The following is a 12,634-nucleotide window of genomic DNA, read 5'->3' on the forward strand; positions in this document are numbered from 1 at the left end:
AACGAAGCCATTGACATTAGCAACAAAATGTAAATTCGTCACCTGCGCGAGGTCTCTTCCAGGACCTGGCGTGGCATTCGCGACGAATCAGGCAAACGCGGTGGCAAGGAACGAATTCAAAAGTTCACAAGCCGTGCGCCGGGCGTCGCGTGGATACTTGGATTTCAACCGAGACAAAGGAAAAAAATGACTGGAGACATGAGCCGCCAGACCCTTGGCGACCTGCTGCGCCGCACCTGCCGCCGCTCCCCCGACAAGCTCGCGATCCAGTGCGGATCGACTGCCTGGACATACCGCGAATTCGACGCCGTCTGCACGCGGCTGGCCAATGGCCTGGTGGAGCAGGGCATCGGGGTGGGGGACAGGGTTGCGGTGCTGTCGCGCAACTCGCATGCGTTCGCGGCCCTGCGCTTCGCCGTGGCGCGCATCGGCGCGGTGCTGGTGCCGGTGAACTTCATGCTGAACGCCGACGAGTCGCGCTACATCCTCCAGCATGCCGGTGCGCGCATGCTTTGCGTGGACTCCGAAGGGGCGGCATTGGCAAGGGCCGCGATCAGCGACACGGCGGTGCAGCAACTGGTGTGGCTGCCCGGCGAACAGGCCTCGCCACCAGAGTCCGACATGCTGGCCTTCGACAGCCTGCTGCTCGACGGCCCGGCACCCGAGCGCGCATTGAACGGCGCGATGCTCGCCCAGATCGTCTACACCAGCGGCACCGAGTCGCGGCCCAAGGGTGCGATGCTCACCCACGATGCAGTCATCTCCGAATACGTGACATGCCTGGTCGACATCGAGCTCACCGCCTCGGACCGCCTGCTGCACGCGCTGCCGCTCTACCACTGCGCTCAGCTCGACGTGTTCCTGGGCCCGTCGGTGTACGTGGGCGCGACCAACATCATCACGAGCAAGCCGACAGCGCAGAACCTGCTGGCCATGATGGTTGCGAACGGCATCAATTCCTTCTTCGCGCCGCCCACGGTCTGGATCGCGCTGCTGCGTGCGCCTGAGTTCGCGCAGACCGACCTGTCGCTGCTGAAGAAGGGCTACTACGGCGCGTCGATCATGCCGGTCGAGGTGCTGAAGGAGATGCAGCAGCGCATGCCGCACCTGCGCCTGTGGAACCTCTATGGCCAGACCGAGATCGCGCCGGTGGCCACCGTGCTCAAGCCCGAGGACCAGCTTCGCAAGGCGGGCTCGGCCGGCAAGGCCGCGCTCAATGTCGAGACGCGCCTGGTCGACGACGACATGCAGGATGTGAAGACCGGCGAGGTCGGGGAGATCGTGCACCGCTCGCCCCAGTTGCTGGCCGGCTATTACAACGACGAGGAGCGCACCGCCGCGGCGTTCCATGGCGGCTGGTTCCACAGCGGCGACCTCGGCACCATGGATGACGAGGGCTACATCACCGTGGTCGACCGCAAGAAGGACATGATCAAGACCGGCGGCGAAAACGTCTCCAGCCGCGAGGTGGAAGAGGCCATCTACGGCGTGGAGGGCGTTTCGGAGGTGGCCGTGATCGGCGTGCCGGATCCGAAATGGATCGAGGCGGTGACCGCCGTGGTCGTGCTCAAGCAGGGCGTGGACATGACCGAGGCGGAGTTGCTCGCCGCCTGCGCCGGCCGCCTCGGCGGGTTCAAGCTGCCCAAGCGCGTGATCCTGACCGACGCGCTGCCGAAGAATCCGACGGGCAAGCTGCTCAAGCGCGAACTGCGGCTCATGTACGCGGGCGGCAACGGCGTCGCCCAGTAGCCGATCGGGTGGACCGGGGTTGGGCGGGGGCGACCGGGTAAACTGCCCGGTTTTTCCCTCTGGCGATATGGTGCAAGTGTCACGGCGCCCAGGTGTCACCGGATCGGCGCTCATTCGCTTGCTGGCTCGACTGACCGATCACGGCGCCCCCGAACCCAAACAAGCCTTCGCGGAGCGATTGAGCCAATGGCTCCGATGGACCGACGCCATCTCTTTGTCCTCCGCGTTGAACAGCCCTCCGGCAACCGCGCCCTCCCGCGCACTTGCCTCCGCAAGCGCCGAGGAACGTGAATGCGCGCGTGTGCGCACCGCGCTGACCAAGGCCATCACCGAAGGCACGGCCTTCTCGGTCGACGACTTCGCCCCTTACCGCCAGCGCTACATCGCGCGGCAGCAGGCGATGGAGGCGGGCATCGGGCCGTTGCGTGGTCGCTTGAGGGCGGTGCTGGCGGGCAGATCGCCGGCCATGGCGCGGCTGGCATCGGTGGACGCAGTGATGGAGCAGGCCCTGGACCCGCAGGAGCAGCGCTTGCTGGCGAACGTGCCTTCGCTGCTGGAGAAGTATTTCAAGCGTCTGAAGCAGGCGCACGCGGGGGCGCAGGGCCAAATGCCGGACGGGCCGGACGCGCCGGACGCGCCGGACAACGCCGGCAAGCCAGTAAGTTCGCCGGGTCAGGTCCAGCCCGCAGCCTGGCTGGAAGCGTTCGGCAAGGACATGCAAGGCGTGTTGCTGGCCGAACTGGATATTCGATTTCAACCGGTCGAAGGGCTGCTCGAAGCCCTTCGCATGAAGTGAAGTGACCCTAAGCCACATGAACAGATCTCTCCATTACGCCGCCTTCCTGGTTGGCCTGGCCGCCGTGTGCTGGGTGGGCGCCGGATACATCGGCACCAATCCGCTGGCGCTGGTGATCACGCTGCTGGTCGGCGCGTTCTACCTGATGGGCGCGCTTGAACTGCTGCACTTCCACCAAGCGACCGCGACCCTTGCGCGTGCCGTTTCGCAGAAGGGCGACCCGCCGGCGAGCCTGGGCCCATGGCTGGCGCAACTGCATCCGTCGCTGCAGAACCCGGTTCGCCTGCGCGTCGAGGGCGTGCGCGTCGGCTTGCCCGGCCCGGCCATGACGCCCTACCTGGCGGGGCTGCTGGTGCTGCTGGGCATGCTGGGCACCTTCCTTGGCATGGTGGTCACGCTGAACGGCACCGGCATCGCGCTGGAGAGCGCGTCGGACGTGAATGCGATCCGCTCCTCGCTCGCCGCGCCGGTGCGGGGCCTGGGGCTGGCTTTCGGCACCTCCGTCGCGGGCGTGGCTGCATCGGCGATGCTGGGGCTGGTCTCCGCGCTGTGCCGGCGCGACCGGCTGCAGGCAGCGCAAGCCCTGGACACGCGAATCGCGACGAGCCTTCGCGTGTTTTCCGCGGCGCACCAGCGCGAGGAGTCTTTCAGGCTGCTGCAGCGGCAGGGCGAGGCGATGCCGGAATTGGTCGGCCGACTGCAGGAGATGCTGGCGGCGATGGAGCGACAGAGCGCGGCCTTGAACGAGCGCATCGCGTCCAGCCAGGACAGCTTCCACCTGAAGGCGGAGGCGGTCTATTCGGGGCTTGCCACCTCCGTCGGCCAGTCCCTGAAGGAAAGCCTGACTGAAAGCGCCCGCGTCGCCGGCGCGACGATCCAGCCGGTCGTGGAAGCGGCGATGGCTGGCATCGCGCGGGAAGCTGTCGCGTTGCACGGCACCGTGGAGCACAGCGTGCAGAAGCAACTCGACGGCCTGTCGACCCGCCTGGAAGAGACCACGGGCGCCGTGGCGGACATCTGGAGAAGCGCGCTCGCGGAGCACCAAAACGCCATCGTCGCGCAGTCGGGCGATTTGCGCAGCTCGCTCGACCGGTTTGCGCAGACCTTCGAGCAACGGTCGGCTTCGCTGGTAGAAGGCGTCGCGGCTCGGCTGGAGAGCACCGCAAGCAGCGTGTCGGACACCTGGGGGCAGGCGCTGGCGCAGCATCAGCGCGTCAGCGAGGCGCTGTCGGGCGAGGCGCAGCTGGCCCTCGTGTCGGCTGCGGCAGGCTTCGAGCAACACGCGGCCTCGTTGCAGCGCACGGTGGACCAAGCGCATGCCAGCCTGCAAGCGGAGATGGCATCGCGCGACGAACAGCGGCTGGCAGCCTGGACGCAGGCGCTGGAGGCGATGGCCTCGCGCGACGAACAGCGCCTTGGCGCGTGGACGCAGTCCCTGGAAGCCATGGCCGAATCGCTGCAGCAGGAATGGCAGCAAGCCGGCCAGCGCGCCGAGCATCAACAGCGCGAAATCTGCGAGACGCTGGCCCGGACCGGCCGCGACATCTCTGCACATTCGGAGGACCACGCCAGCCGCACCATCGCCGAGATCGCGCAGCTCATGCAGGCCGCGTCGGAAGCGCCCCGCGCGGCCGCCGAAGTCATCGGCGAGCTGCGCCAGAAGCTGTCCGACAGCATGGTGCGCGACAACGCGATGCTGGAAGAGCGCAGCCGCATCCTCGAAACGCTGGAGACCCTGCTTGGCGCCGTGAACCACGCCTCCACCGAGCAGCGCGCGGCCATCGACGCGCTAGTGGCGGCGTCGGCGGACGTGATGGAACGCGTCGGCACGCGCTTCACCGACAAGGTCGAGGCCGAAACCGCGCGCATGGCCGACGTCGCCGCGCAGGTCACCGGCAGCGCGGTCGAGGTGGCGAGCCTGGGCGAGGCCTTCGGCCTGGCCGTGCAGTTGTTCAGCCAGTCGAACGAGAAGCTCGTGGCGCACCTGCAGCGCATCGAAGGCGCGCTCGGCAAATCCCTCGCGCGCAGCGACGAGCAACTGGACTACTACGTGGCGCAGGCGAGGGAAGTCATCGACCTGAGCATCATGTCGCAGAAGCAGATCGTCGAAGATCTGCAGCAACTGGCCAGCCAGCGGACCCTTGCGGGCAGCGAAGCGTGATGACCGACGACGCGATCGACGGCGGCGTCGAGCCGACGGTACCGGTCTGGGCAGTCTTCGGCGACCTCATGTCGGGCCTGCTGGGCGCCTTCGTGCTGATCCTGGTGTGCGTGCTGGGCATGCAGCTGGACCTGGCGACCAAGCTGGAATCCGAGGTCAAGCAGCGGCAGGCGGAAGAGCAGCGCCGCGAGGCACTCGAGAAGGCACTGGAAGGCCCGCTCGCAGCCGGGCGCGTGACGCTGAACAACGGCCGCATCGGCATCAGCGGCAGCGTTCTCTTCGCCTTCAACTCCGCCGAGTTGCAGCCCGAGGGTCGGCAGTTGCTCAAGAGCCTCACGGGGCCGCTGGCTGCGTACCTGAAGACGCGCGACGAGATCCTGATGGTCAGCGGCTTCACAGACGACCGGCAGGTGCGCGGCGGCAATCGCCAGTTCGCGGACAACTGGGAACTCTCGGCGCAACGGGCCTTGACGGTCACGCGCTCGCTGATCGAGGACGGGTTGCCGTCGGGGTCGGTGTTTGCGGCTGCCTTTGGGTCCGAACAGGCGGTGGCGTCGAATGCGGATGCGGACGGGCGGTCGAAGAACCGGCGTGTGGAAATGGCGCCGACGCCGCGGCCATCGAATGCGATCGTTGTCGACAAGCCCCGTGGGTAGCGACGCTTCAAATGCGCATGTTGCGGCGGCGGACCTGGACGCCGGCGCGACCCTGGAGGCTTGGCGCAAGCAGGGCGCGCATCGGCTGGACCCCGTGCGCTTCCGGTTCATCGAGGCGATGGCGAGGAGGGCGGCGGCGCACAACGGCGAGACGCGGCGCTTGCTGGACGACAAGGTCGACAGGCTCTTGCGGACCTACGGTGATGACCTTGAAAAGGCCGGCCCACCGGCATCGCGTTCCGCTTCCCTGAGAGGGAGCCCGCCAAGCCAGGCCTCGCGCGGGCCGCTGGCCGAACTGGTCGAGCACATCGGGCGGCTTGCGCCATCCTCAGGCCGCGGGCCGGCCGCAATCACCGATGGTGTGCCGACACCCGAGGGCACTCGCGAACTGAAGACGCTGAGCTACTTCCGCAGCACCTGGTCCAGGCTGAGCGCCGATCGGCGGCTGACGCAGTCGCTGGCGAAGGTGCCGGAGAACGCGGGGCCGCTCAATTCGCAGCATCTGGTGCATCAGGCGCTGACGTTGATGCGGGACCTCTCGCCGGAGTACCTGAATCGGTTCATGGCGTATGTGGATACCTTGCTTTGGCTGGAGCAGGCGAATGCGGGGAGCGCTTCAACGGGTGGCGCGGAAAGCCAGCGCGACGGATCGAAGAAGCCCGGCCGCGTTAAATCCGAATAACTGTCGCCATTTGCTTATCGGTGCTCGATCAGCCTGACAATGAATTACTCCGCGAAAACTTCTTGAAGTGTGGTCAACGTGACCGCCAAGGTTTTCGCCGATACCGCGCCGAGCTTTTTGGCCAAGCGCACTTTGTCGACCGTTCGAATCTGGTCCAGCAAGATCAGTCCCTTGGTGCCCCCGTGCGTTAGCGGAATTCGGAAAGGGGCAGAGAAGCCCTTCGACGTCATTGGCGCCACGATCACGGTACGCAGGTGATCGTTCAACTCCAACGGCGAAACCACGAGACAAGGTCGTGATTTCCTGATTTCACTTCCGACGGTGGGGTCGAGATTGACGAGCCAGATCTCCCCGCGCTTCACCAGGTCAACTCCGCATCGTCGGCGTTGCCAAATTCGCCCATGACCAATTCGTCGTCGCCCTTTGCGGCGAGTGCCTGAGCAGCCTCCGCCCATCCAGCCCGGGCTGGTCGCGCTGTCTTCCTCAAGACGATTGCGCCATCCTCGACGGTCATGTCCGCCGCATCCTCGTCGCCGAGGCCTGCCTGGGCAAGCAGTGGCTTTGGAAGGACGACGCCTTTGCTGTTTCCGAATGGTCTGATAGTGACTTGCATGGAACCTCCTGTTGCAACAATGTTATTCCTTCAGGGGTCCGAGGTCAATGTCCCACGACCGCGGGTATTCTTGGCGCAAGGTCTCCAATGGGACGTCGGCCAGGAATTCGCGCTGATTCCCAAGGGCGCGGGTGTGCTGGTCGTGCCGGTCCCTACACTGGACGAACTGCATGGCATCGCCAGGGGTGCCAGCAAGGGCCGTTCCTCGCGAACGAAAGGACCGCTACTGACGATGGCCGCAGCCTTGCGTGTCCCCCTCAGCCCTTGACCATCCCCACCAACTTCTCCCGCAACCGCCGCATGCCGCGAAGCCAGCGGTCGTAGTCGGCGGTCTTGCGCTGCAGGAAGGTCAGCACTTCCGGATGCGGCAGCACCAGGAAGCGCTCTTCCTGCATTGCGTCGATCACCGCGCCGGCCACGGAATCCGGCGACACCGCGCCGTCGCCGAGGAAGCTCTGGCTGCGTTGCGATCCGTCGGCACCCATCAGCATCGGCGTCAGCACGCCTTGCGGACACAGGCAACTCACGCGGATGCCCTGGTCGCCATGCGCGATCGACAGCCATTCGGCAAAGCCGACGGCCGCATGCTTGGTGACGGAGTAGGGCGCGGCATTCACCTGGCTCAGCAGGCCGGCGGCGGAGGCGGTCTGCACCAGGTAGCCCTCGCCGCGCGCCAGCATCTGCGGCAGCACGGCGCGCGCCGCGTAGACGTGGGCCATGAGGTTCACGTCCCAGTGGCGCTGCCAGTCGGCATTGGGCGTGTCCTCGTCGCCGCGCACGATGATGCCGGCGTTCGAGCAGAACACGTCGACCTGGCCGAAGCGTTCGGTCGCGGCCTGCACCAGTGCCTGCATCTCCGCCTCGACCGCGACGTTGACGCCGACGCCCATGCCGCCAATGGCCTCGGCCACGCGCTGCGCACCTGCCGCGTCGAGATCCGCCACCACCACGCCACGCGCGCCTTCCTGGGCGAAGCGTTCGCACAGTGCCTTGCCGATGCCCGACGCGCCGCCGGTGACGATGACGACCTTGCCTTGGATGTCCATGTGGAATGCCTCCTCAGCAGGTCACGCCGCCGTCGATGACCAGGCTTTGCCCGGTCATGAACGAGCCGGCTTGCGATGCGAGGAACACGGCCGCGCCGGCGATTTCGTCCGGCTCGCCGATGCGGCGAAGCGGTGTCGTTGCGGTGCGGTGCTTCAGGCCCTCCGGGTCTTCCCACAAGGCGCGCGCGAAGTCGGTCTTGATCAAGCCAGGCGCGATGCAGTTGACGCGCACGTTGTGCGGCCCGTATTCGACCGCGAGGTTGCGTGCAAGCTGCATGTCCGCCGCCTTCGACACGCAATACGCACCGATGATCGGCGAGCCGCGCAGGCCGCCGATCGAGGACACGATGATGATCGCGCCGTCCTTGCGCTCGATCATCTGCGGCACCGCGAAGCTGATCAGCCAGTGGTTGGCGATCACGTTGTTCTCCAGGATCTTGCGGAACTGGTCGTCCTCGATGCCGGCGAAGGGGCCGTAGTACGGGTTGGACGCCGCGTTGCAGACCACGATGTCGACCTTGCCGAACTGGCGGTTGGTTTCGTCGACGAGATTCTTCAGTTCCTGCTTCGACGAGATGTTGGCCGGCACCGAGATTGCCGTGCCGTCGCCATGCTGGCGGTTGATGGCGTCGCGCACTTCCTCGCAAGGCCCGGGCTTGCGCGAGGAGATCACCACCTTGGCGCCGTGCTCGGCCAGCCGCTCGGCAATGGCGCGGCCGATGCCGCGGGATGAGCCGGTGACGATTGCCACCTTGCCCGTCAATGAAAACAGGGACATCAGGAAACTCCTCGAAGAAATCTGGGTGCCAAGTCAGGCGTCGGGGACGATAGCAGAGGCTTTGAGCGCGGTCTGCATCGCGGGCTGGCGAGGCAGTCCCAGAGGTGACCGGGCAAGGCGGGCCTTGCTTCCGGCCGAAGCTGATGCGCGAACCTCGCCTGCCGTGGCAAGCCGCGCTCGCCTCGGAAGGAGTGAAGATTTCGTAGCGGGATGGGCGTCCGCAGTAGAAGGATTCACACCTTCTTCAGACGAAGTGCTTTCTCAACGTGTGCAGCTTGCCGGTCGTCGCGGTGCCGAGTGCGCCCTTGCGCAGATCGGCCATCGTCCAGTCCGGATTCGGATCGGCTGCCGCCGTCACCTTGGTCTGGCGCTTGAAGTCGACCTTCGGGCGCACGCCTGCGCCCTGGTGGGTGAAGATCAAGGTCACATCCGGCACGCCTTTGCGCGAGATGTCGTAGGTGTCGCAATGGGCCGGCGGCACCTCCAGGTCCGACATGATCTTCGGCGGGTTGTGGCCCTGATTGAATCCGACGATCAACAGCCGATCGATCGGCCGCACACCGATCTTGTCCTTCAGCCCATCGAGAAGCCTGCGGGTGAACTTCTGGGGGTCGACGCCTGTCCAGACATCCTGCGTGAAATGCGCGCCCACGAGCGTGTTGGCCAGGCAGGCCACGACGGCCGAGCACGATGACACGCTGGGAAAGAGCAGGGGCGACCCTTCGCCGACCTGGTCCTCCGTGATGATCATGACGTTGTTGAACGGGGGCAAGGGAACCTCCTGTTGGCCAAGAAAACGCTCATCTCTTCGCCTTGATCGCTGCCGGGATTTCGGCGCGGAGCGCCTGTGTGTGCCGGCGGCTTGGGGCGATGGCTTCGGTCGGTTGCGAGGGCCTCACAGGGACGCAATGCGCCGAATGTGCGACAGCTTCTCTTCCGAAAGACCAGCCAACTGCGCCTCCTGTATGCGCCCTTCGCGCAGCAACCTGCCGAACACCAGGCCGAGCTGCGAGTACCGGTAGTCGTACTTCTCGTCGATCTCTCGCCGCGTGCGGTGGAGGTACTCCTGGATGGACCATAGGTCGTCAGGTTCGGCTGCCGCGGCGGCCCTCATCTTGAACTCGGCGATGAGCTCGGCCAGCTCCGTTGCAAGCGCAGCCTCGAACACGCTGCGGGCGAGCTTCTTTTCAGAATCAGACCACTTGAAGTCGTACACGATCGCTCCTACGGACTCTCGGGGACAGGGTCAGCCGACGCCTTGCGCCCGAGGGCAACTTCCCTGCGACAGGATCCTCGCGAGGATCATGACACTGGACAGCGCTTGCGGGAAGCTCATCGGACACTTGCCGCAGGCAACGACGGCAAGAGCCGCCAGTCGACTTTGCCCCAAAGGGCAATGTGCGTGTCTACCCCGGCGCGTTAGCCTGCAAGACCGATGACTTTGCGGCCTATGCCAGTCGAAGACAGCCATGAGCACTCCGGACACGCTTGCAATTGATCCTCGGGCCCGAAGCATGGTGGCCCTTGGCGGGCCGGCGATCGTCGTCGGTGCGGCCGCCGCCGTCATCCTGGTGGTGGTGGTGCTGGTCGCGAATCTGCTTCAGAAATTCCTGTGGCAGACCCTGCCCCCGATGTTCGGCGCCTCGAACACGACGTGGTGGTGGGTGCTGGGCATCTTGACGCTGACGGGATTCGCGGTCGGCCTCGTCGTCCGCTTCTTCCCCGGCCATGCAGGACCCGATCCCGCGACCCTCGAACTCTTCGGCGCACCCACGCCGCTGAGCGTGTTGCCCGGCTTGGCCCTGGCCTTGATCCTTGCGCTGGCGGGCGGTGTGAGCCTGGGGCCCGAGAACCCGATCATCGCGATCATCGTGGGCATCACGGTTGCCGTCGGCAGCAGGCTGGTTCCATACGTCCCGACCAAGGGCTGGGTCTTGCTGGCGGCGGCCGGCACCATCGGCGCGATGTTCGGCACGCCAGTCGCGGCTGCGCTTCTGTTTTCGGAAATGCTCACCGGCCAAAAGGACAAGCCGTTGTGGGACCAGCTCTTCGCGCCGCTGATTGCAGCCGGCACGGGCGCGATCACGATGTCGCAGTTCGAGGAGATGAATTTCTCGCTGCCGATCCAGCCCTACGTTCATCCCAACATCATCGACATCGGCCTCGGCATGCTGGTGGCGCTTGCCGCCATTGCGGTCGGCATGTGCGCCGTGTGGCTTTTCCCGTTCTTCCACAAGGCCTACAAGGCCATGCGCAGCCCGGTCCTGGCGCTCACCATCGGCGGGTTCGTGCTGGGCCTTCTGGGGATCGTCGGCGGGCCGATCACCATGTTCAAGGGCCTGGCCGAGATGAAGACGCTCGTGAGCAACGCCGGCAGCTACGGCGCCGCGGCACTGGCGCTGATCGTAGTCATCAAGCTGGTCGCCATCCTGGTGTCGGCAACCTGCGGGTTCAGGGGTGGACGAATCTTTCCCCTGGTGTTCGTCGGCGTCGCATTCGGACTGCTCGTGCACCAGGTCTTCCCGATGATTCCCGGCGCGATCTCTGTCTCCTGTTCCGTGCTCGGTTTCACGCTGGTGGCGACGCGGGACGGCTGGCTCAGCCTGTTCATGGGCGCCATCATGCTCCCCGGCATCGATCTGCTGCCGATGCTGTGCGTCGTCATCCTGCCGGCGTGGCTCGTGCTGGCGGGCCGCGCCGTCATGTTGATCGAGGACGAACCCCAGGAGCCGCCGCCCAACACCCACTGAGCGCGCTATGCCGGCGCAGCAGCCAGATTCGCGTCCTTGACGGCATACACATCCACCGGCGCCGACTTCCCATGGAACAGCGCCGGCCCCAGCGCCTCGACCGCAATGCGCCCGTCGAGCGCATGGCAGGTGGCGGGGTCGATGAGGATCGCGCGCTGCGCCAGCTTGGTATGCGCCTCCAGCCGCGCAGCGAGGTTCACCGTGTCCCCGATGCAGGTATAGGTCGCGCGCTCCTGCGTGCCGGTGTAGCCGGCCACCATCTCGCCGGTGGCGATGCCCACGCCGATGCGGATCTCGGTCTTGTGCGTTGCGGTGCGTTCCAGGTTCAGCAGCCCGACCATCTCGACCATGTCCAGCGCCGCGCGTACCGCGCAGCCGCCGTGGTCGGCCAGCGGGAGCGGGGCGCCGAAGATGGCCATGAGGCCGTCGCCGATCATCTGGTTGACCACGCCGCCGTGGCTGGTGATGGCCTCGAACATCAGCGTGTAGTAGGTGTTGAGCAGGTCGATCGTTTCCTCGGGCGACTGCGATTCGACGATCGCGGTGAAGCCGCGGATGTCGGAGAACATGACGGTGCCCTGCACACGCCGGCCGCCCAAGGCAAAGCCGGATTGCTGCATGTCCTGCGCGACCTCGGAGGTGGCGAAGCGGCGCACCATTTCCTTGAGCTGGTCGCGCAGGCGCTTCTTCTCCAGGCTGGCGCCGATGCGCGCCTTCAGCAGCACCGCGTTCACCGGCTTGTGCAGGTAGTCCTCGGCGCCGAGTTCGATGCAGCGCACGATGTCGGCCACGCCTTCGAGCGAGGAGGTGACGATCACCGGCAGGTCGCGCAGCTTGGTGTCGGCGCTCAGGTGCTCCAGCACCTCGAAGCCGGTCATCTCCGGCATTTCCATGTCGAGCAGCATCAGGTCGAAGGGGCTGCTGCGCAGCATCTCCAGGGCGATGCGGCCGTTCTCCGCGGTCTTGACGCTGTGGCCCTGCAATTCGAGACTGCGGGTCAGCAGCAGGCGGTTGACCTTGTTGTCGTCCGCGACCAGCAGGCGGGCCGCCGGGGCGTGCTGGTCAGACATGGCACAGCGCTTTCAACGCGGCGTCGACGCGCAGGAATTCGAGCATCAGCGCATCGAGGGCTTCCGGCTTCTGCGCGGCTGCCAGGCCACCGAGCTCCAGGTCGCGCGACAGCGCGCCCAGCTTGACCGCGCCGAAGGTGAGGCTGTTGGACTTGAGCGAATGCGCGGCGCGGCGGAAGGTGTCGGCGTCGCCCGCGGCCTGCGACTCGCGCAGCTCCTTCAGCATCTCGGGCGCTTCTTCGAGGAAGGTCTGGACCAGCTCCGTCACGAACTCTGCGCCCGCCGCATCCTGCAGTTCGGCAAACGTGGTCTGGTCGATAGTCTCATTCATAT

The 12,634-nt window shown here is 66.1% G+C and carries 14 protein-coding genes; 6 read left to right on the top strand and 8 right to left on the bottom strand.

The annotated features are described in order from the left end of the window. The first annotated feature begins 198 nt into the window (after positions 1-198). The 5 genes from HB681_RS19710 to HB681_RS19730 all read left to right on the top strand — a co-directional run bounded on the left by HB681_RS19710 (position 199) and on the right by HB681_RS19730 (position 6,044). Positions 199-1,749, top strand: coding sequence for an acyl-CoA synthetase (locus tag HB681_RS19710; protein WP_256353978.1), 1,551 nt, complete (start codon positions 199-201; stop codon positions 1,747-1,749). A gap of 67 nt (positions 1,750-1,816) precedes the next feature. Next, entirely contained in the window at positions 1,817-2,545 is a 729-nt protein-coding gene (locus tag HB681_RS19715) for a DUF3348 domain-containing protein (protein ID WP_213956637.1), read from the top strand. A 16-nt stretch (positions 2,546-2,561) separates the two neighbouring features. Beyond that, the gene (locus tag HB681_RS19720; protein WP_213956568.1) at positions 2,562-4,706 is read left to right on the top strand and encodes a DUF802 domain-containing protein; all 2,145 of its coding nucleotides are present in this window, start codon (positions 2,562-2,564) and stop codon (positions 4,704-4,706) included. Further along, positions 4,706-5,362 carry an OmpA family protein gene (locus HB681_RS19725; protein WP_213956569.1) on the top strand — a complete coding sequence of 219 codons (657 nt, stop codon included), beginning with the start codon at positions 4,706-4,708 and terminating at the stop codon, positions 5,360-5,362. The genes HB681_RS19720 and HB681_RS19725 overlap by 1 nt, the downstream gene beginning before the upstream one ends. Beyond that, positions 5,340-6,044 (top strand): DUF2894 domain-containing protein, encoded by a 705-nt coding sequence (locus tag HB681_RS19730; protein ID WP_256735013.1) that lies wholly within the window; start codon positions 5,340-5,342, stop codon positions 6,042-6,044. Before HB681_RS19725 ends, HB681_RS19730 begins: the two co-directional genes overlap by 23 nt. 44 nt (positions 6,045-6,088) lie before the next feature. Here HB681_RS19730 and HB681_RS19735 read toward each other — a convergent pair whose 3' ends face one another. From HB681_RS19735 to HB681_RS19760, 6 genes are all read right to left on the bottom strand, one after another. Further along, positions 6,089-6,409, bottom strand: coding sequence for a type II toxin-antitoxin system PemK/MazF family toxin (locus tag HB681_RS19735; RefSeq protein WP_213956638.1), 321 nt, complete (start codon positions 6,407-6,409; stop codon positions 6,089-6,091). Continuing rightward, the gene (locus tag HB681_RS19740) at positions 6,403-6,657 is read right to left on the bottom strand and encodes an AbrB/MazE/SpoVT family DNA-binding domain-containing protein (RefSeq protein WP_213956571.1); all 255 of its coding nucleotides are present in this window, start codon (positions 6,655-6,657) and stop codon (positions 6,403-6,405) included. The genes HB681_RS19735 and HB681_RS19740 overlap by 7 nt, the downstream gene beginning before the upstream one ends. 257 nt (positions 6,658-6,914) lie before the next feature. After that, positions 6,915-7,703 (bottom strand): SDR family oxidoreductase, encoded by a 789-nt coding sequence (locus tag HB681_RS19745; RefSeq protein ID WP_213956572.1) that lies wholly within the window; start codon positions 7,701-7,703, stop codon positions 6,915-6,917. Between the two features lie 13 nt (positions 7,704-7,716). Beyond that, on the bottom strand, positions 7,717-8,481 hold the full coding sequence (locus HB681_RS19750; RefSeq protein WP_213956573.1) for an SDR family oxidoreductase: 765 nt from the start codon (positions 8,479-8,481) through the stop codon (positions 7,717-7,719). Positions 8,482-8,725: 244 nt separating this feature from the next. Then, on the bottom strand, positions 8,726-9,253 hold the full coding sequence (locus HB681_RS19755) for a hypothetical protein (protein ID WP_213956574.1): 528 nt from the start codon (positions 9,251-9,253) through the stop codon (positions 8,726-8,728). 123 nt (positions 9,254-9,376) lie between these two features. Next, positions 9,377-9,697 (bottom strand): hypothetical protein, encoded by a 321-nt coding sequence (locus tag HB681_RS19760; RefSeq protein ID WP_213956575.1) that lies wholly within the window; start codon positions 9,695-9,697, stop codon positions 9,377-9,379. A gap of 253 nt (positions 9,698-9,950) precedes the next feature. Between HB681_RS19760 and HB681_RS19765 the strand changes: the two genes are divergently transcribed. Continuing rightward, a complete protein-coding gene (locus tag HB681_RS19765) occupies positions 9,951-11,231 on the top strand; it encodes an ion channel protein (protein WP_213956576.1) in 1,281 nt (426 codons plus the stop codon). A 5-nt stretch (positions 11,232-11,236) separates the two neighbouring features. Here HB681_RS19765 and HB681_RS19770 read toward each other — a convergent pair whose 3' ends face one another. Then, complete coding sequence (locus tag HB681_RS19770; RefSeq protein ID WP_213956577.1) at positions 11,237-12,301, bottom strand: adenylate/guanylate cyclase domain-containing response regulator; 1,065 nt, start codon at positions 12,299-12,301, stop codon at positions 11,237-11,239. Beyond that, positions 12,294-12,632, bottom strand: coding sequence for an Hpt domain-containing protein (locus tag HB681_RS19775; protein ID WP_213956578.1), 339 nt, complete (start codon positions 12,630-12,632; stop codon positions 12,294-12,296). Before HB681_RS19775 ends, HB681_RS19770 begins: the two co-directional genes overlap by 8 nt. Positions 12,633-12,634 lie beyond the last annotated feature (2 nt).

The sequence above is a fragment of the Variovorax sp. dw_954 genome (genome assembly GCF_018449755.1).
Taxonomy (GTDB): Bacteria; Pseudomonadota; Gammaproteobacteria; order Burkholderiales; family Burkholderiaceae_C; genus Variovorax.